Origin of the sequence: Rhizobium rhizogenes NBRC 13257, assembly GCF_000696095.1 — a bacterium.
GTDB classification, from domain to species: Bacteria; Pseudomonadota; Alphaproteobacteria; order Rhizobiales; family Rhizobiaceae; genus Rhizobium; species Rhizobium rhizogenes.
Genome location: NZ_BAYX01000014.1, coordinates 24,670 through 46,741, shown reverse-complemented (window position 1 = coordinate 46,741; position 22,072 = coordinate 24,670). Strand labels below are relative to the sequence as shown.

Genomic DNA, 22,072 nt, shown 5'->3' with positions numbered 1-22,072 from the left:
CGCTATTTCGCCACTTCTTCCTGCAGCGCGATCGCGCCATGAGGCGCATTGACCTTGCCCTCATGGATCATGAAGGCGAAGACGTCGCGCGGCTCGACCTTGACCTTGCGGTCCCCGTCGATCAACGGCAGATCATCGGGGATTTTGCCCTCTGCCCAGGTCTCCAGCCGCTTCGCCCAGGCCTTCAAGTCCTTCGGCGGATAGCAGGTCTTGATGTCGTCGGAGCCCTTCTGCAGGCGGGCATAGACGAAATCGGCGGTCACATCGGCAATCATCGGATATTCGAAATGCTCGGCGCAAACCGGCGCGATATTGTATTTTGCAAGCAGGGCGACGAATTCCGGCACCTTGAACGAGTCATGCCGGACCTCGACGACATGCTGGAGCGCCAGACCGTCTTGCTTGCCCGGCAGCAGCTTCAGGAACGCCTCGAAATCATCCGGGTCGAACTTCTTCGTTGGCGCAAACTGCCAGAGCAGCGGCCCGAGATGGTCGCCCAGCTCACTGATGCCGGATGTGAGAAAGCGCTGCATCGACTCACCCGCCTCGGCAAGCACGCGCCGATTGGTGACGAAACGCGTCGCTTTCAGCGAGAAGATGAAACCATCCGGCACGTCGGCCGCCCACTTGGCAAAAACCTCCGGCTTTTGCGTGCTGTAATAGGTGCCGTTGACCTCGATCACCTTCAGCTGGCGGCTGGCGAAATTGAGCTCGTCCTTCTGCTTGAGCGTGTCGGGATAGAATGTCCCCCGCCACGGCTCAAACGTCCAGCCGCCAATGCCGGTTCGGATCGTGCCGGTTTTGGTCATTCTCTCCTCCATTGATTGGGCGCGGCTAGATCACTCCGCCGCTACGACTTTTTTTATTGGCCGCCGCTCCAGCAATTCCTTGAGGAACTGTCCCGTATAGGACCGCTTCTCTTTGACGATCATCTCCGGCGTGCCCGTTGCAACGATCTCGCCGCCGCCGTCACCGCCTTCAGGACCGAAGTCGAGGATCCAGTCGGCCGTCTTTATGACTTCGAGATTGTGCTCGATGACGACGACTGAATTGCCTTGGTTGACCAGTTCGTGCAGCATTTCCAGAAGCTTGGCGACGTCATGGAAATGCAGACCGGTGGTCGGTTCGTCGAGAATGTAAAGCGTGCGGCCCGTCGATCGCTTCGACAGTTCCTTGGCTAGCTTGACGCGCTGCGCCTCGCCACCCGAAAGCGTATTGGCCTGCTGGCCGACCTTGATATAGCCGAGGCCGACATCCTTCAGCGATTGCAGCTTGTCGCGCACGGCGGGAACAGCCGCGAAGAAATCGACGCCTTCCTCGACGGTCATGTCGAGCACATCGGCGATCGACTTGGTCTTGAAAGTGACATCCAGCGTCTCTCTGTTGTAGCGCTTGCCGTGGCAGACGTCGCAGGTGACGTAGACGTCGGGCAGGAAGTGCATCTCGATCTTGATGACGCCGTCACCCTGGCAGGCCTCGCAGCGGCCGCCCTTGACGTTGAACGAGAAGCGACCTGGCTGGTAGCCCCGCGCCTTGGCTTCCGGCAGGCCGGCGAACCAGTCGCGGATCGGCGTGAAGGCGCCGGTATAAGTCGCCGGGTTCGAGCGCGGTGTGCGGCCGATCGGCGACTGGTCGATATCGATCACCTTGTCGATATGCTCGAAGCCATCGATCCGGTCATGCTCGGCCGGGATTTCGCGTGCGCCCATGACGCGGCGTGCGGCGGATTTATAGAGCGTCTCGATCAGGAAGGTCGACTTGCCGCCGCCGGAAACGCCGGTGACGGCGGTAAAGACGCCGAGCGGGATCGCAGCAGTGACGTCCTTGAGGTTGTTACCCCTGGCGCCGACGACCTTGATCTCCTTGCCCTTCTTGACCTTGCGACGCTCGTCGGGAACCGGCACGCCGAGTTCGCCGGAGAGATATTTCCCGGTCAGCGACTTCGGGTTTGCCATGATCTCCTGCGGTGTGCCATGCGCCACCACCTGGCCGCCATGTATGCCGGCGGCGGGGCCGATATCGACCACGTCATCCGCCGTCATGATTGCATCCTCGTCATGTTCGACGACGATCACCGTATTGCCGATGTCGCGCAGGTGCTTCAGCGTTTCCAGCAGACGGGCATTGTCGCGCTGATGCAGGCCGATCGAGGGTTCGTCGAGGACATAGAGCACGCCGGTGAGGCCCGAGCCGATCTGCGAGGCCAGGCGAATACGCTGGCTTTCGCCGCCGGACAGCGTGCCGGAATTGCGCGACAGGCTCAGATATTCGAGGCCGACGTCGTTGAGGAAGCGCAGGCGATCGCGGATCTCCTTGAGAATGCGGACGGCAATCTCGTTCTGCTTGTCGGTGAAGGTCTCCGGCAGCAGGTCGAACCAGTCGCGGGCAATCCGGATCGACATTTCCGCGACCTGGCTGATGTGCAGCTTGTTGATCTTGACCGCCAGCGCTTCCGGCTTCAGGCGATAGCCGTTGCAAGCCGGGCAGGGGGCGGCCGACATGAAGCGCTCGATCTCCTCACGCGCCCAGGCGGAATCCGTTTCCTTCCAGCGCCGCTCGAGGTTCGGCACGATGCCTTCGAAATTCTTGTGCGTCGTATAGGAACGGGCGCCGTCTGCGTAGTGGAACTCGATCTTGTCCTCGGTACCGTTGAGGATCACGTCTTTCGCCGTATCCGGCAGGTCGCTCCAGCGGCTGCCGAGCTTGAAGCCGTAATGCTTGCCGAGCGCTTCCAGCGTCTGATTGTAATAGGGCGAGGTCGATTTGGCCCAGGGAGAGATCGCGCCGTCGCGCAGAGTCCGCTCCGGTTCCGGCACGATCAGGGCTGGATCGATCTTCTTCAGCGAGCCGAGGCCATCGCAGGACGGACAGGCGCCGAAGGGATTATTGAACGAGAACAGGCGCGGCTCGATTTCCGAAATGGTGAAACCGGAGACCGGGCAGGCGAATTTTTCCGAAAACAGCACGCGTTCATGCGTTTCGTTCAGCGACTTGTTGGCCGACCCACCGGCAGAAGTCTCCTCCGGCGGCAGCGGCTTGTCGGCAAATTCCGCAATGGCAAGGCCATCGGCGAGCCGCAGCGATGTTTCGAAGCTGTCCGCCAGGCGGGCCGAGACGTCGGGTCGGACGACGATACGGTCGACCACGACGTCGATATCGTGCTTGTACTTCTTGTCCAGCGTCGGTGCATCGGCGATCTCGTAGAACTGGCCGTCGACTTTGACACGCTGGAAGCCCTTTTTCATGAGCTCCGCCAGTTCCTTCTTATATTCGCCCTTCCGGCCGCGCACGAGCGGCGCCAGGATATAAAGCCGGGTGCCTTCCTCGTAGGCGAGCACGCGGTCGACCATCTGGCTGACCGTCTGGCTCTCGATCGGCAGGCCGGTGGCCGGCGAATAAGGCACGCCGACGCGGGCAAACAGCAGGCGCATATAGTCGTAGATTTCGGTGACGGTGCCGACCGTCGAGCGCGGATTGCGCGACGTGGTCTTCTGCTCGATCGAAATCGCCGGCGACAGGCCATCGATCTGGTCGACGTCAGGCTTCTGCATCATCTCCAGAAATTGCCGCGCATAGGCCGACAGGCTCTCGACATAGCGACGCTGCCCCTCGGCATAGATCGTGTCGAAGGCGAGCGAGGACTTGCCCGAGCCCGAAAGGCCGGTCATGACGATCAGCTTGTTGCGCGGAAGGTCGAGATCGATGCCCTTGAGATTGTGCTCGCGTGCGCCACGTATGGATATAGTCTTCAGTTCACTCATCGTCGTCCGCTTGGTCCCTTGATGTCTGCCTTTATTTAGTGATGCCGGGCCGTGAGTCGAGGCTGAAATGAAGGGCAGCGCCAGGTTTTCGATTCGGTTGACAGGATCATAGGGATAAAATAGAACAAAGAAAGAACAAAATTCCTTGTGGATGAAGCTCTCTTGGATGGTTGCTTAAATAGCACCTGATGGCGGCAATGGTCTAAGGTGCGCGGATAAAATTTCAGAGCCGTCGATGGGCGGCAAGTAGGGTGGTATCATGGCCGGTAGTGTGAACAAGGTAATTCTGGTTGGAAATCTCGGGGCGGATCCGGAAATTCGCCGTACGCAGGATGGCCGTCCGATCGCCAATCTCAACATCGCGACATCGGAAACCTGGCGTGATCGCAATTCCGGCGAGCGCAAGGAAAAGACCGAGTGGCACCGCGTGGTGATCTTCAACGAAGGTCTCTGCAAGGTTGCCGAACAATATCTGAAGAAGGGCGCCAAGGTTTATATCGAAGGCGCGCTTCAGACCCGCAAGTGGCAGGATCAGAACGGCCAGGACAAGTATTCGACCGAAATTGTGCTGCAGGGCTTCAATTCGACGCTGACCATGCTGGACGGCCGCGGTGAAGGCGGTGGCGGCGGCGGTAATCGTGGCGGCGGCGGTGATTTTGGTGGCGGTGATTACGGCGGTGACGACTATGGCCAGCCCGCACCGTCATCCGGCGGAGGCCGCAGCGCTGGTGCAAGCCGTGGCGCTCCCGCAAGCAGCGGTGGCGGCAGCAACTTCTCGCGCGACCTGGACGACGATATCCCGTTTTGATCGAGCGACTCTGATCGATAGCTTATATCGAATTGTGTTGAGCAGCCCGCCTTTCCCGGCGGGCTTTTTCTATGTAAGCGTGAGGGCGGACCGCACGCCGTCCACGACGAACTGGGCGGCAAGTGCCGCGAGGATGACGCCGAGCAGGCGAGTCAGGATGGCACGCCCCGTTGCCCCCAGCATGCGGTCGAGTCTGTCGGAGATTGCGAGCGCCGCGAAGACGAGCCCGAGATTGACGGCGATGACGCCGATCAGCTGTGCCCGATCAAACGTGGTCTGCAGCGAACCGGCAAGCAGTATGGTTGCCGAAATGGCCCCGGGGCCGGCGATCAATGGCAAGGCGAGGGGGAAGACCGCGATATTGTGGATGTGATCCTTGGTGATCGCGACCTCGGTCGTCTTCTCCTTCCGGTCCTGCCGCTTCTCGAATACCATCTCGAAGGCGATCCAGAAGAGCAGCAGGCCGCCGGCAATGCGGAAGGCGCCGATAGAGATGCCGAGGATGCCGAGCACGCTGGCGCCGAACAAAGCGAAGGCAGCCAGGATGAAGAAGGCGATCAGGGATCCGCGCAAGGCCACCTGCTTGCGTTCGGCCCGGTTCATGCCCGCTGTGAGGCCGATGAAAAGCGGAGCGAGACCTGGCGGATCGACCGTGACAAGCAGCGTCGTGAAGGCATTGATTAGCGTGTCCGCGCTCGCCATATGTTCCCCAGCCATTTGTTTTCTATGGTTGTTGATCCATTGATATGCGAGGAATGGGCTTTCGCAAAGCGCAATGCGGCCAATCCGGGACGTGCTGCCACGGAAATGTTCGATTTAGCGGGTTAAGAGGGCAAAAGCCTGTTCAAAAGCACCCGCCAAAATTGGCGCTCGCAGGGCCTTTCGGCTATAAATTTCGCAGTGATTCTAAAAGAGATCGTGATCTGTTTTGACTGAGCAAACACCACCCGGCGGCGGGAAGCTCCCGCCAGGCATCGAGCCAATTTCTATCATGGAGGAAATGCAGCGGTCGTACCTCGATTACGCGATGAGCGTGATCGTCAGCCGCGCACTTCCCGATGTTCGCGATGGTCTCAAGCCCGTTCATCGACGCATCCTCTACGGTATGTCGGAACTCGGGATCGACTGGAACAAGAAATATGTGAAGTGCGCCCGCGTAACCGGTGACGTGATGGGTAAATACCATCCGCACGGTAACCTGGCGATTTACGATGCGCTCGCCCGCATGGCGCAGCCCTGGTCGCTTCGGCTGCCGTTGATCGACGGGCAGGGCAATTTCGGTTCCGTCGATGGCGATCCGCCGGCGGCCGAACGTTACACGGAATGCCGCCTGCAGAAGGTGGCGCATTCGCTGCTCGACGATCTCGACAAGGAAACCGTCGATTTCCGCGACAACTATGACGGCACGCTGAGCGAGCCCGTCGTTGTGCCGGCAAAGTTCCCGAACCTGCTCGTCAACGGCTCCGGCGGTATCGCTGTGGGCATGGCGACCAATATTCCGCCGCATAACCTCTCCGAAGTGATCGATGGCTGTATCGCGCTGATCGACAATCCGGCGATCGAACTGCCGGAGATCATGCAGATCATTCCGGGTCCGGACTTCCCGACAGGCGCCAAGATCCTCGGCCGTGCCGGTATCCGCTCGGCCTATGAGACCGGGCGCGGCTCCATCGTCATGCGCGGCGTTGCAGCGATCGAGCCGATGCGCGGCGACCGCGAGCAGATCATCATCACCGAAATTCCCTATCAGGTGAACAAGGCAACGATGATCGAGAAGATGGCCGAACTGGTGCGCGAAAAGCGCATCGAAGGCATCTCCGATCTGCGCGACGAATCCGACCGCCAGGGCTACCGCGTCGTTGTCGAGCTGAAGCGTGACGCCAATGCCGACGTCATCCTGAACCAGCTTTACCGCTATACGCCGCTGCAGACGTCTTTCGGCGCCAACGTGGTGGCTCTGAATGGCGGCAAGCCCGAACAGTTGACCCTGCTCGACATGCTGCGCGCCTTCGTGTCCTTCCGCGAAGATGTCGTCAGCCGCCGCACCAAGTACCTGCTGCGCAAGGCGCGCGAACGCGCCCACGTCTTGGTCGGTCTCGCCATCGCCGTCGCCAATATCGACGAAGTCATCCGCGTTATCCGCCGCGCTCCCGATCCGCAGTCGGCGCGTGAGGAGTTGATGACTCGCCGCTGGCCTGCGGAAGATGTCGAATCCCTTATCCGGCTAATCGACGATCCGCGTCACCGTATCAACGAAGACGGCACCTACAATCTTTCGGAGGAGCAGGCGCGCGCCATTCTCGAGCTGCGTCTTGCTCGCCTGACGGCACTCGGCCGTGACGAAATCGGCGACGAGCTCAACAAGATCGGCGCTGAGATCAAGGATTATCTCGATATCCTCTCGTCGCGTGTCCGCATCCAAACCATTGTAAAAGAAGAGCTTATTGCCGTTCGCGACGAGTTCGGAACGCCGCGCCGCACCGAGATCGTCGATGGCGGTCTCGAGATGGACGATGAGGATCTGATTGCCCGCGAGGACATGGTCGTCACCGTTTCGCATCTCGGTTACATCAAGCGCGTGCCGCTCACCACCTACCGCGCCCAGCGCCGCGGCGGCAAGGGTCGCTCCGGAATGACGACGCGCGACGAAGATTTCGTTACCCGGCTATTCGTTCTCAATACGCATACGCCGGTACTGTTCTTCTCGTCGCGCGGCATCGTCTATAAGGAGAAGGTCTGGCGCCTGCCGATCGGCACGCCGACATCGCGTGGCAAGGCCTTGATCAATATGCTGCCGCTTGAGCCCGGCGAACGCATCACCACGATCATGCCGCTGCCCGAGGACGAGACGAGCTGGGACAATCTCGACGTCATGTTCTCGACGACGCGCGGCACCGTGCGCCGCAACAAGCTGTCGGACTTCGTACAGGTGAACCGCAACGGCAAGATCGCCATGAAGCTCGAGGAAGAGGGCGACGAAATCCTCTCCGTCGAGACCTGCACCGAGCATGACGATGTGCTGCTGACGACGGCGCTCGGACAGTGCATCCGCTTCCAGGTCTCGGACGTGCGCGTCTTCGCCGGCCGCAATTCCATCGGCGTTCGCGGTATTTCGCTGGCGTCGGGCGACAGCATCATTTCGATGACCATCGTCAACCATGTGGATGCGGAGCCCTGGGAGCGCGCTGCCTATCTCAAGCGCTCGACCAGCGAGCGTCGCTCGACCACGGGCGAGGAAGAGGAAATTGCGCTGGTCGGCGAGGAAGTCACCGAAGAGGGACAGCTGAGCGACGAGCGCTATGAAGAACTGAAGGCGCTGGAGCAATTCGTGCTGACGGTTTCGGAAAAGGGCTTTGGCAAGCGTTCGTCTTCCTACGATTTCCGTATCTCCGGCCGTGGCGGCAAGGGTATCCGCGCCACCGACACATCGAAGACTGCCGAGATCGGCGAACTGGTCGCCGCCTTCCCGGTTGAGGACAGCAACCAGATCATGCTGGTCTCGGATGGCGGTCAGCTGATCCGTGTTCCGGTCGGCGGCATTCGCATCGCCAGCCGCGCCACCAAGGGCGTCACCATCTTCTCGACCGCCAAGGACGAGAAGGTCGTTTCGGTCGAGCGCATCAGCGAGCCGGAAGGTGATGATGACGCCGTCGAGGCAGATGCTGAGGATGGTGTGCCGAATGGAGAGGCCGAGGTGCCTGCAGGCGAGGCCGAAGGTACCAGCGAGGAATAGCTCTCGATTTTAATGAGTTTAATGGAAAACGGCCGCCTTTGGGCGGCCGTTTTTGTCTGTTCGAAAGCATCGGTATAGATCTTGGAATGCAACACGCCCTATCGAGAGGCGGCAAGACCTGTCCGCCAGGTGGTCCAGCCTGTCAGCAGCACCAAGCCTAATACGGTCGCGGGAGCAATGGCATGTGAATATTCACCGTGTCCCAGCACGGTCGCAATCGCTGAGAGCATGATGGTGGCGGCGAGCGCTAGGCCGAGAAGGCGAGTGGGGCGCAAAAGGATGAGGGCGGCGGCAGCCAGCTCGACTATGCCAGTCACGTAATGAAACCATCCGGGATAGCCCCAGCGCTGGTAATCATCGAGAATGGTATTGGATGCAAAGATATTGCCCAATCCTCCCGCCACGAAGAAAATTCCCACGATCCACGGAAGTATCAGGCTCCATTTGAATTTACCCACGGTCTTTAGCCTCGCTTGTTATGACACCCTGTAGAAATGTTTTAACGGCCGCTTCGCTCAGGCGCTCGATTGCTGCCTTATCTGGCGGTTTGCGATCAATCCCCACGAGGCCGCGCAATTGTGGCGCCATCACCAGCATGCTCAGGAACTGCTCGGCCAAATCAAACGCAGAGATGTCTGCCCGAAACTGGCCATCCGTTTGCTTGGGTTCGATCCAGCTTGCCAGAATGCGCGTGGCATTCTCCGGGCCTCCGAACCAGATTGCCTGGGCGAGCCTTGGGAATTGATGGCCTTTGGATGCCATCAGGCGATGCAATGCGAGCGCTTGTGGTTGAAGCACGATGCCAAGAACACTGCAGGCGAAGGATGTGAGTGCCCTGTCGAACTCTCCGGTTTTGGGGATTTCAAGCAGTTCGAGCGGAGCGGAAATGTCGGCGCAAAGCCGTGTGACCGCTTCGATGAAAAGCCCTTCCTTGCCGCCGAAATGATCGTAGACATTGCGTCGTGAACCACCGGAGCGGGATATCACCATGTCGATGGAAACGGCATCATATCCCTGCTCAAGGAACAATTCCGCTGCACTTTCCACGAGTTGCTTAACTCGGTCTGCCCCGCGCTCTGTCCTATGGGTCTCCATATAAGCCTCATTCGATGAATAATGGTATGGTACTATACCATACCATTTGGCGACACAAGATTTGTCAGGGTGTGTCGGAGGCGTGCGACCTTTTGTCGATTTCAGGATTTCCGCTGTGCAGCCACTGCATAGAAAAAACCGGACGCTGGGGAGCGTCCGGTTTGACTGGTCCCGGGCGCCTGGAGGGCCGCACGCGGGTGGGGGAGATTGTCAGGAGCCCGAAGGGTCAGAGTGTTCCGTGACGCTTGTTCAGCTTCTTGCTCTCTTCGCTTTCGCGATGGAGCGCCGATATGGTGGATGCAACAGACACAACGAACATGATGCTGATGAAAAGCGTAAGCACCGTTAATATCGTGAACATGATCGCTCCCTTCCTCTCGCGGAACTAGCGTTCAGATCCCTTTAGTATTGGCTGGAAGCCGTAAAGGAACGAGCCGAAGCAAAGGGACCATAGATCTTCGACTGGTCAGGCTTTTGATCGTAAAGAGCGATCGTTGCTGCAAGCATTCCGGAAATCATCGTCATCCAAACAACGTTAATAAGGGTGATCTTGTCGGGCATACTCTTTTTCCTTCTTACAGCAACGTGCAAATTTAAGGTTCGTACTTTAACGCAGCGGCTCGTGAATGGTTCCGCCATATGTTGGGCTCTATTTACCAACGCCCATCTGAAGCAACCTTGAATGCCTTGTTCATCTGGCGTTCAGATTCGCGATGCGTTTTGCGCATGGCGCTGATGATTTCTTGAGCAGAAGTGGTGTCATCACTGTCGGTATGAGCAGCCCATTCGATTTCGTAATTGTTCGCGAACAGGTGAACAACGTGCTCAATGAGGATGGAGGCGACAATGGCGACTGCGACGATGAGGACCAGCATGGCCTGATATTCCTGAGCCGGAGATGGATGAACCGGTTGAACCGGCCCGTTTCGATGTTGGGGTGAGTAAAGCATTGTCGATCTGAAACGGGCTTGAACGCCGCATTCATCTGTCGTTCAGAGGCCATTGCCGGGTTGTAAATGACTTGCGAGAAGGGGCTATCCGTGACAAAAGGCGTCGAAACAACGAGCCGGCTCGGTATGACGACAGCCTTTTATCCCGGATCCTTCGATCCCATGACCAATGGACATCTGGACGTCCTCGTGCAGGCGCTGAATGTCGCCTCCAAGGTCATTGTCGCGATCGGGATTCATCCTGGCAAGAAACCGCTTTTTTCCTTCGAGGAGCGGGCGGAGCTGATCAACCGGTCGCTTGCTGATGCGCTGCCGAAGAAGGCTGCTGACATATCCGTAGTCTCCTTCGACAATCTGGTGGTCGACGCGGCCCGCAAGCATGGCGCGAGCCTCCTGGTGCGTGGCCTGCGCGATGGCACCGATCTCGATTATGAAATGCAGATGGCCGGTATGAACCGCCAGATGGCGCCGGATATTCAGACCCTGTTTCTGCCCGCCGGCACGGCGTCCCGGCCCATAACCGCCACATTGGTGCGGCAGATCGCCTCCATGGGCGGCAATGTCAGCGCCTTCGTCCCGCCAGCGGTTCTTGAAGCCCTGACTGGCAAGTTAAAAGATCCGGCCAAATAAAAGTCAGGCCGAAATCCATTTTTCCGAACGGAGCACCCATGAAACTTCTTCATATCGCATTGGCAGGCTTTCTCGGCCTCGCCGCCTTCGCAGGCAGCGCCATCTCGGCCGCGGCCACCGATCTTCTGACGATCCAGCTGAAGGACGGCCCTGTTGTCATCGAGTTGATGCCCGAAGTTGCGCCGAAGCATGTCGCGCAGATCGAAGCGTTGGCGAAGAAGGGTGCGTATGACAATGTTGTCTTCCACCGCGTCATCGATGGTTTCATGGCCCAGACCGGCGATGTCCAGTACGGCAACACGACGAAGGGCTATAACGCCGCCAAGGCCGGCACCGGCGGTTCCGATCTTCCGAACCTTCCGGCCGAATTCTCCAAGGTTCCGTTCACGCGCGGCGTTATCGGCATGGCGCGTGCCCAGGATCCGAATTCCGCCAACTCGCAGTTCTTCATCATGTTCGCTGACGGCGATTTTCTGAACGGCCAGTATACGGTCGTCGGCAAGGTCGTCTCCGGCATGGAACTCGTCGACAAGATCAAGCGCGGCGAAGGCCAGAATGGCGAAGTGAGCAACCCGGACAAGATGCTGAAGGTCACCGTCAGCAAGAAGTAAATCCAAAGGCATGATCCCAAAAAGTGTGAAGCGGTTTTTGGATAAGATCGTGCGCAATCAAACATAGAACGAGGAAACGAAAATGGCTGAGATCAAGGATCCCGAAAACACCCTCATCCTGGAAACCACCAAGGGCGAAGTTGTCATTCAGCTCCTGCCGCAGGTAGCGCCCGAGCATGTCGCCCGCATCAAGGAACTCGCTCGCGAGAAGGCCTATGACGGCGTTGTTTTCCATCGCGTCATCGACGGCTTCATGGCCCAGACCGGCGATGTGGAGCATGGCAAGGTAGGCGGCAACACGGCCCGCGCCGGTACGGGCGGCTCGTCCAAGCCGGACCTGAAGGCTGAATTTTCCGCCACGTCGCACATTCGCGGCACTTGCTCGATGGCGCGTTCGCAGAACCCGAACTCGGCCAACTCGCAGTTCTTTATCTGCTTCGCTGACGCATCCTGGCTGAACAAGCAGTATTCGGTCTGGGGCCAGGTGATCAGCGGCATGGACAATGTCGACAAGATCAAGCGCGGCGAGCCGGTGAAGGATCCGGACTCGATCGTCTCCGCGCGGATTGCCGCCGACGTCTGATTGTGATTATTCCTGAAACCCGCCTCTTGCGCCTTTGGCGCGGGGGCGGGTTTCGCTTTGCCCGGATTGCCTGAATGCGTGTTGACCTTTTCGATTTCGACCTGCCGGACGAGCGTATCGCGCTTAGGCCCGCCGAGCCGCGCGATAGCGCGCGCTTGCTCGTGGTCGATCCGAATGCGGAGATGGTCTTGAGCGACCGCCAAATCCGCGATCTCTCGTCCTACCTTCGCCCCGGCGACGCTATCGTCTTCAACGACACGAAGGTCATTCCGGCACAGTTGGAAGGCATTCGTCATCGCGAGGGTGCGCCCGGCCAGCAGGTTTCGGCGACGCTGCATATGCGCGCCGCACCCGATCGCTGGAAGGCGTTCGCGAAGCCGGGCAAGCGCATCAAGATCGGCGACCGCATCCAGTTCGGCCATGGCGAAAATGTCTGCGCTCTCGGCGCGCTTGATGCTGTGGTCGAGGAGAAGGGCGAGGGTGGCGAGATCACGCTGCGCTTTGATCTCTCCGGTCCGGCGCTGGACGAGGCGATTGCCGCCGTCGGTCATATCCCGCTGCCGCCTTATATCGCCGCCAAGCGTCCGGAAGACGAGCGCGACCGCGCCGATTACCAGACCATCTACGCCCGCGAGGAGGGCGCCGTCGCAGCGCCCACCGCCGGCCTGCATTTCACCCCGTCACTGTTTGCAACGCTGGACGCCATGGGCGTCGAGCGGCATTTCGTGACGCTGCATGTCGGCGCCGGCACCTTCCTGCCGGTCAAGGCTGACGATACCGAAGACCACAAGATGCATTTCGAGATCGGCCATGTCGATGCAGCGACAGCGGAGAAGCTGAACGCCGTGAAGGCGAGGGGCGGGCGCATCGTCTGCGTCGGCACCACGTCGCTGCGGCTGCTCGAAAGTGCGGCTGCCGAGGACGGCACGATCAAGCCCTGGTCCGGCGCAACCGGCATCTTCATTACACCCGGTTACCGCTTCAAGGCGGTCGATCTGCTGATGACCAATTTTCACCTGCCGCGCTCGACGCTGTTCATGCTGGTGTCGGCCTTTGCCGGCCTCGATACCATGCGCGCGGCCTATACCCATGCTATTGAGACGGGTTATCGCTTCTATTCCTATGGCGATGGCAGCCTGCTCCACCGGAAAGACTAAGACGAGATGAGCGAGAGCTTTCAGTTCCAATTGAAGAAGACCGATGGCGGCGCCCGTCTCGGCGAAGTTTCCATGCCGCGCGGCACGATCCGCACGCCAGCCTTCATGCCCGTCGGCACGGTCGGCACTGTCAAGGCGATGTATCTCGATCAGGTGCGCGAAAGCGGCGCCGATATCATTCTCGGCAATACCTATCACCTGATGCTGCGCCCGACCGCCGAGCGTGTCGCCCGCCTCGGCGGCTTGCATGAGCTGATCCGCTGGCCGCATCCGATCCTGACCGATTCCGGCGGTTTCCAGGTGATGTCGCTGTCCGGTCTGCGCAAGCTCGACGAGAAGGGCGTGACCTTCAAGTCGCATGTCGATGGCAGCCTGCATCATATGTCGCCGGAACGCTCGATCGAGATCCAGGGCCTGCTCGGCTCCGATATCCAGATGCAGCTCGATGAATGCGTGGCGCTGCCCTCGACTCCGAAAGAGATCGAGCGGGCCATGGAAATGTCCTTGCGCTGGGCCGAGCGCTGCAAGGTCGCCTTTGGCGACCAGCCCGGCAAGGCGATGTTCGGCATCGTGCAGGGCGGCGACGTGCCTGACTTGCGTGTCCGCTCGGCGCAGGCGCTGAGCCAGATGGACCTGAAGGGCTACGCCGTCGGCGGCCTTGCCGTCGGTGAGCCGCAGGATGTGATGCTGCGCATGCTGGAAACCACCCTACCGGAACTGCCGACTGAAAAGCCGCGCTATCTGATGGGCGTCGGCACGCCGGACGATATTCTGAAATCCGTCGCCCGCGGCATCGACATGTTCGACTGCGTGATGCCGACCCGCTCCGGTCGCCACGGCCTGGCGTTTACCCGCCGCGGGAAGGTCAATATCCGCAATGCCCGCCACGCCGAGGACATGCGTCCGCTCGATGACCAATCGAATTGCCCAGCCTCGCGCGACTATTCACGCGCCTATCTGCATCATCTCGTCCGCGCCAACGAGGCGCTCGGCGGCATGCTGCTCTCCTGGAACAATCTCGCCTACTATCAGGAACTGATGCAGGGCATCCGGCAGGCGATCGCCGAGGGCCGTTTTGCCGATTTCATGGCGGAGACGCAGGAGAACTGGGCGAGGGGCGATCTCGAGCCGGTTTGAGATGTGATCCACTATCTCTGCTAAAGGTGGCGACGATCGATACGATCGTGCCGTCTTCTTAGCCATTTGCATCTCGGACTTATGCTTTCCTGGCCGAGAAAAACAGGAAGCGCGGTTTGGTTGTGAGGCTCCGAAATGCCTCCGGAAAGAGCTCGCGGGCTCGCGGATCGGGTTGGGGTTCACTCAGGATATCAATCTGAAAACCGGCTGCCTTGAGCGCGTCAAATATGGCGTGGAGCGGTCGATGCCAGAAGCGCATGGCGATGTCCTTTCCTCCGCGCTGCCAGGTCTCGTCAAAGCTGTAGGTCTCGAAATAATTATCGTGGCCGGGCGACGGATGATCATGAAGGGATGGTGGGTGGAGAAAACAAGGCGGCCGCTTTGGGAGAGCAGACGGTTGAACTCGGCGAGGGGCCGCGACCAGTCAGGCAGGTAAAGCATGACAAGCGAGGCGAGGATCAAATCGAAACTGCCATCATCGAAGGGCAGCGGCTCATTCAGATCAACCAGTCGTAATTGCGCACGTCCTTCAAGGCGACGTCGCGCAATTTCCAGCAAGCCTGCACTCGAATCGATGCCGGTTAGGATCGCGCCTCGATCAAGAAGCGCTGCCGCATGTGCTCCACCACCGCATCCCGCATCAAGGACCCGGAGCCCGGCAACATCGGCAATCATCGAAAGAATTGCCGGCCGCTCATAATAGGCATTCCAAGCGTTGTTCTCGTTGTCAGCCTGATAGGCTGCCGCAAACGCATCGTAATCATTCTCAGACAACGTCGTTCCTCTCCAGAGGCTCACCTGAAAGACGATTGGTTTCAATACGGTAGAGATACTCACTCTATCGAACTATCGAAGCGCCAATATCTCCGGCAAGGCCGTCTCTTTGATTCATTCCATCGTTCGCAGTCCTTGCGCCTGCCCAAAATCGGCGCTAATCGGAATTGTCGAAAAAGGCAGGGTCGGTTTCGGTAAGCCCGACCCCTTCTATCTGGAAGCTCTGTTCCGCGCCTTGGCGCGAGTACCCACGACGCGGAAGCTTGGCCATACCGGCCGAGCCGCCCGCGTTGGGGTGGGCGATTTCGGCCGTCATGCCTCCGCGGGAAGACCCATGGAGCTGCCTGCCATGCGACTAAATCATCTTGATCTTCATGTTCCCGATGTCGCCGCGACGAGGGACGTTCTGGTATCTGCCTTCGGCCTGATCGAAATCGAGACGCGGGGCGTAAATGGCCTTGCCATTTTGCGTGACGACGCCGGTCTCGAACTGGTCATCAGCCGTCCGATCGAGAAGTTCGGCGGAGCTGATTCGGCCTCGGTTGGACGCAATACCTATCATGTCGGCTTCATATTGCCGTCGCGCGAGGCTGTGGACGAACAATTTGAGCGGGCCAAATCGGCCGGCTGCGAGATCTGGCAACCGCCTTCGGCGGTGCGGGGCGGGTGGTTATTTTACTGCTTTGCGCCGGGGCGAATTCTCATCGAGGTCGGTTGGCGTTCAGACCCAACAGCCTAGTCAAAAATATTAATGACTGTAATGGTTTGTGATGCGATCTTCGCGTCACAAACCGGGCGTTTTCAGGGGGCGTATTCGAGGTTTTTCGATAGGCCGCGAGGCCAGCCGAAACGGCGGCGTGATGAGAAATCGTTTGGAAAAATGGCGAATCGGAATAAACGGTCCGTCCGCCAATGATAAGCTTCATTGGCTAATTTAATCGCGATGGGTTTGGAATTCCTGTGGATTTCGGCTACAACGCTTTTTCTTGATCGATAAGGGCTGTTCTAATCATAAGTAGGAGGCACCTGCCGTTGAGGGCGCAAGGTAAATTGGGGACATGTCTGTCCGGCTTGTTATTTGTCGGATTGGCGGCAACAGGCTGCACGACTGACACGAAAACATCTTCGGCTACTCATAGCTCGACAAAATCGATCCAGCCGGCGAAGGTAACGTATAATTACACCGCCAAGGATCGCGACTGTCTGAAGCGTGTCATGTATTTCGAGTCCGAGCATTCGGATCACGATGGGTACATGGCGGTGGGCACTGTCGTGATGAACAGGCTGACGTCGGGGGCTTATGCCAATTCGATTTGCGGCGTCGTCGCACAGGAGCGGCAATTCGCGCCGGGCGTAATGACAAGGCTGGTGCGCCCCGAGGCGGAACCGGAGCTTGATACGGCGGCCACGGCTATTCTGCGCGGAGAGCGGCATGCGGGCGTGAAGGATGCGATGTTCTTCCACACCAATGGCCTGAAGTTCCCCTACAATAACATGCACTATGTCGCGATAGCCGGCGGGAATGCGTTCTACGAGAAGCGCGGCCGGGATGGCGAGTTGCAGACCCCGGCGCCGCTTCCGGCCTATGAGGTCGCGATGAACTACGTATCGACGCAAGGCATATCGACAACACAATCGCCGTTCATATTGCCGGAAACGCAGCAGGTGCAGCAAGCGCCGTCCGTCGTCGCCTTTACGCCGGTCTCGAACCCGACTTTTGCCATGCCGGCTGCGACGGCTGCGATCCCGGCAGAGGTTCCCATCCCGACGCCGGCTCCAGCCCTGATCTCGGTGCCAGTTACCCATGGGACGGCAGTCGTCGAGCCGATCTCGACCATAGCGATTCCCCAGCCGCGCCCCGAATTCGAGGGTGAGAGCTATTCCGGCAACTCTGTTAGAATTCGCGGCTAACGAAGCCAGCAACTGCCTTTCAGCGGCGCGCACTATCGGCGATAGATGCGCCGCTTCGTGGCATCGATCCCGCATGCCGCTCAAATGCCTTTGCTTGCCGTATTGGGCAGGATCTGTACGCCGTTGATCTTGTAACTGCCATCCGGCTGGCGAGCTATCTGATAGATCGCCGTCCAGTCCTTGTCGTCGATACCGGTGATCAACACTTCCTGATAGACAACGGCGCCGTTGTCGATGGCGCGGCTTTTGCCGAAGGCGTAGTTGCCGGGGTGATAGACCGGCTGGTAGCTCTTCTTCACCATTGCGAAAAAGACGTCCTTGTCTGGAAAGAGCGCCTTGATGCCCGGCGCCGCAAAAGAATAGGCCGTCGCCGCATCATTCTGCAGGAAGGCTTCTATCTGTCCCTGGATCAGCGTTTGCGCCGTTTGCACAGGATCTTCCGCTTGCGCCTTGGCCGCAAGGATGAGGCACAGCATGACGGCGAGGGATAAAGCGCGCATGGACATCTCCGGCGAATATCCCGGAGAGCATAGCGCGCTTCACGTTTTTGAAGAAGCGGCTATTGCCAGCGGCGAAACAAGGCGCTGGCATTCACGCCACCAAATCCAAAACCATTCGAGATCGCATATTCCATCGACATCGGCCGGGCAGTTGCTCCGACGAGATCGATACCTTCGGCCGCGGGATCGGCGTCCTGCAGATTGCGGTTCGGCGGCGCGATTTGGTCGCGCAGCGCCATGATCGTGAAAACAGCCTCCAGGCCGCCGGCGGCGCCGAGGAGATGGCCGGTGGCAGCCTTCGTACCGCTGACGCCAATGCCGCCATCGCGACCGAATACTGTCTTGATCGCCTCCATCTCACCGCGGTCTCCGACCGGCGTCGACGTGGCATGGGCGTTGAGATGTTTGACTTCGCGGGGCGAAATTCGAGCCTGCGACAAAGCCGCCAGCATTGCCCGGCGTGCTCCATCGCCATCCTCTGGGCCGGCTGTCATGTGATAGGCGTCGGCTGCAGTGCCGTAGCCGACGAGTTCCGCAAGCGGCGTGGCACCGCGGGCCAGCGCATGATCCAGCGTTTCGATCACCAACATGCCAGCGCCTTCGCCCATGACGAAGCCGTCGCGGGCGGCATCGAAGGGGCGGGAAGCTTCCTCCGGCCTATTGCTGAAGCCGGTAGAGAGGGCGCGTGCCGCCGCAAAGCCGCCGAGGCTGACCTTGTCGATGCAAGCTTCCGCGCCGCCGCAGATCGCCACATCGGCCTCACCAGCTCGGATCAGTCGCGCCGCATCGCCGATTGCCTGGACGCTGGCGGCGCAGGCGGTGACCGGTGCGCCAAGCGGTCCCTTGTAACCGTAGCGGATACTGACCTGGCCGGCTGCGAGATTGACGAGGAAAGAGGGGACGGTGAAGGGAGATAGTCGCCGTACGCCGCGCGCTTCTGCTGTCCGGACCGCATCAGCGATTGCCGGAAAACCACCAATGCCCGACGCGATCACGGTGGCTGTGCGCTCAAGGTCACGAAGATCGGTCGGCTGCCAGCCGGCTTGCTTCACTGCCTCTTCGGCCGCGGCCATCGCAAAGAGGATGAAGCGGTCCATTTTCTTCTGGTCCTTCATCGGCACGTAGCGATCGGCGTCGAAACCGGCCTCCGCATCCTCTTCGAGGTTGGGCACGACGCCGCCGACCTTGGCGGCGAGATCGTCGACCATCGTCTCCGGTAAGAGCCTAAGACCGGAACGACCTTCGACCAGTCGTTTCCAGGCTGCGCTGACGCCGACGCCGAGTGGTGAAACCAGGCCCATGCCTGTTACGACGATGCGATCCATGTCTTGCTCCTATTTAACGTAATCAGGCGTCGAAGCCCAAGAACCATGCCTTCATGTGTTCTATCCGCTCATGGACGGCTTCATCAGCTGCTGGGCCGGGCACGAGAATCGTATCTTCGGGATGGAAGGCGCGGCCGGTCACGCGGTCGATGAGAAGCGGATCGCGATCTTTACTGGTGGCCGCATCGGCAAGCCGCATTGCGACGTCCTCGGGCGGCACATGCCGGTTGCCCCAGGCGAACAGCGCCATCAAGACAGGAAAGAAATCGCGCCCCTTGTCGGTCAGGACATATTCGTAGCGCGGCGGTCGCTCGTTGTAGAGGCGGCGTTCGAACAGACCTTCATCGGTCAAATGCTTCAGCCGCCGCGTCAGGATATTCGGGGCGACGCCAAGATTTTTCTGGAATTCATCGAACCGTGTCAGGCCCTGGAGCGCGTCCCGCAGGATCAGAATGCTCCACCAGTCACCGACGCTTTCAAGTGCGCGGGCAGCGGGACATTTAAAGGTGCTGAAGCTGGTTCTCTGCATGGCAGAGGCGAATAGCATGAATAACTATCATGATGCAAGTTACTCAATATGGAGCAAGAGAACCATGCTGAGGACATCGCTTTGGTTTCCCGACGAACAGCGTCAAACGTGAACCGATCGCGAAATCGATTCAGAGAGCAGCTTTTCGGGAAAGAATCATTGGTCGATTTTATAGGCCTTGGAGATTGATCCATCGCCCGAGCGATAGGTTCGGAAGCCCATAGCCTCATAGTAGGCGAGCCCCATCTTGTTGCCTTCGCCGATGGTCGCATCGATATTTTGCAAACCAAAAGTCTTGGCGGCCCGCAACGTCGCCTGAAATAGCGCTGAACCGATGCCCTGGCGGCCAGCACGAGGGCTGACATGGGTTCCGATGATCCCCCAGTCCTCAGATACCCCATACGGATTTCCCGCTACGGCGTAGCGTAGGGACTGGAACCCGAGAATCTGTCCTTGCTCGTCCTCTGCGACCGAGCATTCTATCCGATGTTCATGCTCGATGTACTGCGCCAGGACCAACGTGACGTCGCCCGCACTCTTTCGCAGGCCCGCGTCGAAAATCTCGTTCAGAACATTGCTCATACCCTGAGCATCAATGGATTCGGCGGGTCTGATGTTCATACTTGTCTCATCCTCGTAACCTGTGGATGGAACGATTCCAGGCCTACGTCCGCGACTCCGTTGGTGTGGACGGGGTCGCTTCCTCGTCGGGGATATCGTCGAAGGAAGAATAATTGAGGTTATAGAGTTTCGAATAGAGCTTGCCGTTGGCCATCAGCTCGTTGTGATTGCCGCTTTCGATCAGCTGGCCGTTTTGCAGCACAATGATGCGGTCCGCCTCGCGGATGGTAGCCAGCCGATGGGCGATCACCAGGCCGGTGCGGCCTTCCAGCAGCTTCACCAGTGCTTTCTGGATCAGCATCTCGGTGTAGCTGTCGATATTGGCCGTCGCCTCGTCGAGCACGAGGATCTTCGCGTCGGCAACGAGGGCGCGGGCGAAACTGACGAGCTGGCGCTGGCCGAGCGACAGGCCACCGCCGCGCTCGCCGAGTACGGTTTCGTAGCCATCGGGCAACCGTATGATGAATTCATGCGCGCCAACCGCCTTTGCCGCCTCGATGATTTCCTCGCGCGTCGCCTCGGCCTTGTTGTAGCGAATATTCTCCAGCACGGTGCCCGTGAAGAGAAAGGGCTCCTGCAGCACCATGGCGATCTGCCGGCCGAGCGAATCCTGGGTGAGGGAGCGCACATCATGGCCGCCGACCAGCACCTGGCCCTGCTGCACGTCGTAGAACCGATGGATCAGCGCCATCGAGCTCGACTTGCCCGAGCCGGTTGGCCCGATGAGCGCGACGGTCTCGCCGGGATTGACCTTGAAACTGACATTCTTCAGCACCGGATGCTTCGGATCATAGCCGAAGACGACGTCGCGGAATTCGACAGAGCCATCCATATCCGCCGATAACACCTTGGCGTCGGGTGCATCCTTGATGTCGATCGGCACGTCGAGCACGTCCGTCAGCCGCTGGCCGGAGGCCATGGCACGTTGCATGACGGAATACTGCATCGTCAGCGAGCGGATCGGGTCGAAGAAGCGCTGGATGTAGAACAGGAAGGCGACCATGACGCCGACATCGAGCCTGTTGTTCAGCACCATCGAACCGCCGACGATGATGACGATGGCCATGGCCATGCCCGTCAGCGTGTCGACGATCGGCACCATGATCTGCGCATATCGTGCCGCCGTCAGGTGCGCCTTCAGATTGGTATGCGCCTTCTCGTCGAAAAGGTCGAAATTGACGCGCTGGCGATGCATGCCCTGGACGGCGCGCACGCCATGGATCGCCTCGGCCAGCGCGCCGCTGGTGATGGAATTGACTTCATGCGCGTTCATGAAGGCGACGCGCGCCTTCGGCAGCCAGAACAGCCGAACGATGAAGAGGATCGGCATGACCGAAAGCGTCAGCAGGCCAAGCCGGAAATCGAGCGACAGCATGACGACGATAATGCCGAAGAGCAGGGCAATGTCGCCGACGGAAAGTACTGATGTTTCAAGGAATTCCTGCATGGAGTTAACGTCGCCTTGCAGGCGCGACATCAGTCGGCCAACCTCGGTCTTGTCCATGAAGGAGAGCGATACGCGCTGTATATGCGCAAACATCGCCCGGCGAATATCGAACAGAACCTCTTCCGCGACTTCGCCGACATAGGTCTCCTGGACGTAGCTCGCCCCATAATTGACGAGGATCGCCACGCTAAAGATCGCCAGGGCTAGCCAGAGCGCCGAGTAATTGACAGCGCCGGGCGCCATCGCATGGTCGATCGCATAGCGAATGACGAGCGGTATGACGATCTGCGACGCGGTAAAGAGAAGCACCGCCACAACAGCGATATAGACCTGGCGGCGATAGGGGCTGACGAAGGTCCAGATGCGGCCGACGATCTTGCTGTCGAAGACCTTGCCGAAGATTTCTTCCTCGACTCGATGCGAGCCGACCACGGCACGGGGAGGGCGACGTCCGTCCTCGCGCACATCGTTGCGCTCGGTCTCGATGGTTTCTGACATTG

At 59.4% G+C, this 22,072-nt stretch carries 23 protein-coding genes and 1 pseudogene; 9 read left to right on the top strand and 15 right to left on the bottom strand.

Features of this window, described 5'->3' with window-relative positions:
- Nucleotides 1–2: 2 nt before the first annotated feature.
- Together RRH01S_RS26765 and uvrA are read right to left on the bottom strand one after the other, a co-directional pair.
- Nucleotides 3–809, bottom strand: coding sequence for a DUF72 domain-containing protein (locus RRH01S_RS26765; protein ID WP_007696008.1), 807 nt, complete (start codon nt 807–809; stop codon nt 3–5).
- Nucleotides 810–839: 30 nt separating this feature from the next.
- The gene (gene uvrA, locus RRH01S_RS26760; protein ID WP_042475519.1) at nt 840–3,761 is read right to left on the bottom strand and encodes an excinuclease ABC subunit UvrA; all 2,922 of its coding nucleotides are present in this window, start codon (nt 3,759–3,761) and stop codon (nt 840–842) included.
- 259 nt (nt 3,762–4,020) lie between these two features.
- Here uvrA and RRH01S_RS26755 point away from each other — a divergent pair, with 259 nt between their 5' ends.
- Nucleotides 4,021–4,569 carry a single-stranded DNA-binding protein gene (locus RRH01S_RS26755; RefSeq protein ID WP_037218473.1) on the top strand — a complete coding sequence of 183 codons (549 nt, stop codon included), beginning with the start codon at nt 4,021–4,023 and terminating at the stop codon, nt 4,567–4,569.
- Nucleotides 4,570–4,638: 69 nt separating this feature from the next.
- On the opposite strand, the gene RRH01S_RS26750 is transcribed toward RRH01S_RS26755, so the two are convergent.
- Nucleotides 4,639–5,271 carry a MarC family protein gene (locus RRH01S_RS26750; RefSeq protein WP_012651456.1) on the bottom strand — a complete coding sequence of 211 codons (633 nt, stop codon included), beginning with the start codon at nt 5,269–5,271 and terminating at the stop codon, nt 4,639–4,641.
- Nucleotides 5,272–5,497: 226 nt separating this feature from the next.
- On the opposite strand from RRH01S_RS26750, the gene gyrA reads away from it, so the two are divergent.
- Nucleotides 5,498–8,302 carry a DNA gyrase subunit A gene (gyrA, locus tag RRH01S_RS26745; RefSeq protein ID WP_012651457.1) on the top strand — a complete coding sequence of 935 codons (2,805 nt, stop codon included), beginning with the start codon at nt 5,498–5,500 and terminating at the stop codon, nt 8,300–8,302.
- 98 nt (nt 8,303–8,400) lie between these two features.
- Here the strand turns inward: gyrA and RRH01S_RS26740 are convergent, their stop codons facing one another.
- The 5 genes from RRH01S_RS26740 to RRH01S_RS26730 all read right to left on the bottom strand — a co-directional run bounded on the left by RRH01S_RS26740 (nt 8,401) and on the right by RRH01S_RS26730 (nt 10,272).
- Nucleotides 8,401–8,760: a DoxX family protein gene (locus RRH01S_RS26740; RefSeq protein WP_007696014.1), complete on the bottom strand. Its 360-nt coding sequence runs from the start codon at nt 8,758–8,760 to the stop codon at nt 8,401–8,403.
- Nucleotides 8,753–9,397 (bottom strand): TetR/AcrR family transcriptional regulator, encoded by a 645-nt coding sequence (locus tag RRH01S_RS26735; protein ID WP_012651458.1) that lies wholly within the window; start codon nt 9,395–9,397, stop codon nt 8,753–8,755. Before RRH01S_RS26735 ends, RRH01S_RS26740 begins: the two co-directional genes overlap by 8 nt.
- A 226-nt stretch (nt 9,398–9,623) precedes the next feature.
- Nucleotides 9,624–9,758 carry a hypothetical protein gene (locus RRH01S_RS35125; protein WP_007696019.1) on the bottom strand — a complete coding sequence of 45 codons (135 nt, stop codon included), beginning with the start codon at nt 9,756–9,758 and terminating at the stop codon, nt 9,624–9,626.
- A 41-nt stretch (nt 9,759–9,799) separates the two neighbouring features.
- Nucleotides 9,800–9,958, bottom strand: a complete 159-nt coding sequence (locus RRH01S_RS34535) for a hypothetical protein (protein WP_007696021.1) — start codon at nt 9,956–9,958, stop codon at nt 9,800–9,802.
- A 92-nt stretch (nt 9,959–10,050) separates the two neighbouring features.
- The gene (locus RRH01S_RS26730) at nt 10,051–10,272 is read right to left on the bottom strand and encodes a hypothetical protein (RefSeq protein ID WP_007696023.1); all 222 of its coding nucleotides are present in this window, start codon (nt 10,270–10,272) and stop codon (nt 10,051–10,053) included.
- 201 nt (nt 10,273–10,473) lie between these two features.
- Here RRH01S_RS26730 and coaD point away from each other — a divergent pair, with 201 nt between their 5' ends.
- The 5 genes from coaD (at nt 10,474) to tgt (ending at nt 14,465) form a co-directional block, all read left to right on the top strand.
- A complete protein-coding gene (gene coaD / locus RRH01S_RS26725) occupies nt 10,474–10,977 on the top strand; it encodes a pantetheine-phosphate adenylyltransferase (protein WP_007696025.1) in 504 nt (167 codons plus the stop codon).
- A gap of 38 nt (nt 10,978–11,015) precedes the next feature.
- Nucleotides 11,016–11,588, top strand: coding sequence for a peptidylprolyl isomerase (locus RRH01S_RS26720; protein ID WP_007696027.1), 573 nt, complete (start codon nt 11,016–11,018; stop codon nt 11,586–11,588).
- Between the two features lie 82 nt (nt 11,589–11,670).
- Nucleotides 11,671–12,171 carry a peptidylprolyl isomerase gene (locus tag RRH01S_RS26715; RefSeq protein ID WP_007696028.1) on the top strand — a complete coding sequence of 167 codons (501 nt, stop codon included), beginning with the start codon at nt 11,671–11,673 and terminating at the stop codon, nt 12,169–12,171.
- A 74-nt stretch (nt 12,172–12,245) separates the two neighbouring features.
- Entirely contained in the window at nt 12,246–13,328 is a 1,083-nt protein-coding gene (queA, locus tag RRH01S_RS26710; protein WP_034518237.1) for a tRNA preQ1(34) S-adenosylmethionine ribosyltransferase-isomerase QueA, read from the top strand.
- A gap of 6 nt (nt 13,329–13,334) precedes the next feature.
- A complete protein-coding gene (gene tgt, locus RRH01S_RS26705) occupies nt 13,335–14,465 on the top strand; it encodes a tRNA guanosine(34) transglycosylase Tgt (RefSeq protein ID WP_012651461.1) in 1,131 nt (376 codons plus the stop codon).
- Between the two features lie 79 nt (nt 14,466–14,544).
- On the opposite strand, the pseudogene RRH01S_RS26700 reads toward tgt, so the two are convergent.
- Nucleotides 14,545–15,239: pseudogene (locus tag RRH01S_RS26700) on the bottom strand (class I SAM-dependent methyltransferase).
- A gap of 157 nt (nt 15,240–15,396) precedes the next feature.
- Nucleotides 15,397–15,555: a hypothetical protein gene (locus tag RRH01S_RS34695; RefSeq protein ID WP_155293908.1), complete on the bottom strand. Its 159-nt coding sequence runs from the start codon at nt 15,553–15,555 to the stop codon at nt 15,397–15,399.
- 33 nt (nt 15,556–15,588) lie between these two features.
- Here RRH01S_RS34695 and RRH01S_RS26695 point away from each other — a divergent pair, with 33 nt between their 5' ends.
- Nucleotides 15,589–15,978 carry a VOC family protein gene (locus tag RRH01S_RS26695; RefSeq protein ID WP_034519361.1) on the top strand — a complete coding sequence of 130 codons (390 nt, stop codon included), beginning with the start codon at nt 15,589–15,591 and terminating at the stop codon, nt 15,976–15,978.
- Between the two features lie 293 nt (nt 15,979–16,271).
- Nucleotides 16,272–17,150 (top strand): cell wall hydrolase, encoded by an 879-nt coding sequence (locus tag RRH01S_RS26690; RefSeq protein WP_034518234.1) that lies wholly within the window; start codon nt 16,272–16,274, stop codon nt 17,148–17,150.
- Between the two features lie 80 nt (nt 17,151–17,230).
- Here the strand turns inward: RRH01S_RS26690 and RRH01S_RS26685 are convergent, their stop codons facing one another.
- The 5 genes from RRH01S_RS26685 to RRH01S_RS26665 form a co-directional block, all read right to left on the bottom strand.
- On the bottom strand, nt 17,231–17,650 hold the full coding sequence (locus RRH01S_RS26685; RefSeq protein WP_012651465.1) for a DUF4864 domain-containing protein: 420 nt from the start codon (nt 17,648–17,650) through the stop codon (nt 17,231–17,233).
- Nucleotides 17,651–17,709: 59 nt separating this feature from the next.
- Nucleotides 17,710–18,975: a beta-ketoacyl-ACP synthase II gene (gene fabF, locus RRH01S_RS26680; protein WP_042475513.1), complete on the bottom strand. Its 1,266-nt coding sequence runs from the start codon at nt 18,973–18,975 to the stop codon at nt 17,710–17,712.
- A 22-nt stretch (nt 18,976–18,997) separates the two neighbouring features.
- On the bottom strand, nt 18,998–19,504 hold the full coding sequence (locus RRH01S_RS26675) for a winged helix-turn-helix transcriptional regulator (RefSeq protein WP_042475599.1): 507 nt from the start codon (nt 19,502–19,504) through the stop codon (nt 18,998–19,000).
- Between the two features lie 156 nt (nt 19,505–19,660).
- Nucleotides 19,661–20,125 carry a GNAT family N-acetyltransferase gene (locus RRH01S_RS26670; protein WP_012651468.1) on the bottom strand — a complete coding sequence of 155 codons (465 nt, stop codon included), beginning with the start codon at nt 20,123–20,125 and terminating at the stop codon, nt 19,661–19,663.
- Between the two features lie 43 nt (nt 20,126–20,168).
- Nucleotides 20,169–22,070, bottom strand: a complete 1,902-nt coding sequence (locus tag RRH01S_RS26665; protein ID WP_012651469.1) for an ABC transporter ATP-binding protein — start codon at nt 22,068–22,070, stop codon at nt 20,169–20,171.
- Nucleotides 22,071–22,072 lie beyond the last annotated feature (2 nt).

Excerpts from the sequence above, each read along its gene's own strand:
- RRH01S_RS26765 (WP_007696008.1), bottom strand. The coding sequence starts at position 809 with ATGACCAAAACCGGCACGATCCGAACCGGCATTGGCGGCTGGACGTTT.
- uvrA (WP_042475519.1), bottom strand. The coding sequence starts at position 3,761 with ATGAGTGAACTGAAGACTATATCCATACGTGGCGCACGCGAGCACAAT.
- RRH01S_RS26755 (WP_037218473.1), top strand. The coding sequence starts at position 4,021 with ATGGCCGGTAGTGTGAACAAGGTAATTCTGGTTGGAAATCTCGGGGCG.
- RRH01S_RS26750 (WP_012651456.1), bottom strand. The coding sequence starts at position 5,271 with ATGGCGAGCGCGGACACGCTAATCAATGCCTTCACGACGCTGCTTGTC.
- RRH01S_RS26735 (WP_012651458.1), bottom strand. The coding sequence starts at position 9,397 with ATGGAGACCCATAGGACAGAGCGCGGGGCAGACCGAGTTAAGCAACTC.
- RRH01S_RS35125 (WP_007696019.1), bottom strand. The coding sequence starts at position 9,758 with ATGTTCACGATATTAACGGTGCTTACGCTTTTCATCAGCATCATGTTC.
- RRH01S_RS34535 (WP_007696021.1), bottom strand. The coding sequence starts at position 9,958 with ATGCCCGACAAGATCACCCTTATTAACGTTGTTTGGATGACGATGATT.
- RRH01S_RS26730 (WP_007696023.1), bottom strand. The coding sequence starts at position 10,272 with ATGCTGGTCCTCATCGTCGCAGTCGCCATTGTCGCCTCCATCCTCATT.
- coaD (WP_007696025.1), top strand. The coding sequence starts at position 10,474 with ATGACGACAGCCTTTTATCCCGGATCCTTCGATCCCATGACCAATGGA.
- RRH01S_RS26720 (WP_007696027.1), top strand. The coding sequence starts at position 11,016 with ATGAAACTTCTTCATATCGCATTGGCAGGCTTTCTCGGCCTCGCCGCC.
- RRH01S_RS26715 (WP_007696028.1), top strand. The coding sequence starts at position 11,671 with ATGGCTGAGATCAAGGATCCCGAAAACACCCTCATCCTGGAAACCACC.
- queA (WP_034518237.1), top strand. The coding sequence starts at position 12,246 with ATGCGTGTTGACCTTTTCGATTTCGACCTGCCGGACGAGCGTATCGCG.
- tgt (WP_012651461.1), top strand. The coding sequence starts at position 13,335 with ATGAGCGAGAGCTTTCAGTTCCAATTGAAGAAGACCGATGGCGGCGCC.
- RRH01S_RS34695 (WP_155293908.1), bottom strand. The coding sequence starts at position 15,555 with ATGACGGCCGAAATCGCCCACCCCAACGCGGGCGGCTCGGCCGGTATG.
- RRH01S_RS26695 (WP_034519361.1), top strand. The coding sequence starts at position 15,589 with ATGCGACTAAATCATCTTGATCTTCATGTTCCCGATGTCGCCGCGACG.
- RRH01S_RS26685 (WP_012651465.1), bottom strand. The coding sequence starts at position 17,650 with ATGCGCGCTTTATCCCTCGCCGTCATGCTGTGCCTCATCCTTGCGGCC.
- fabF (WP_042475513.1), bottom strand. The coding sequence starts at position 18,975 with ATGGATCGCATCGTCGTAACAGGCATGGGCCTGGTTTCACCACTCGGC.
- RRH01S_RS26675 (WP_042475599.1), bottom strand. The coding sequence starts at position 19,504 with ATGCAGAGAACCAGCTTCAGCACCTTTAAATGTCCCGCTGCCCGCGCA.
- RRH01S_RS26670 (WP_012651468.1), bottom strand. The coding sequence starts at position 20,125 with ATGAACATCAGACCCGCCGAATCCATTGATGCTCAGGGTATGAGCAAT.
- RRH01S_RS26665 (WP_012651469.1), bottom strand. The coding sequence starts at position 22,070 with ATGTCAGAAACCATCGAGACCGAGCGCAACGATGTGCGCGAGGACGGA.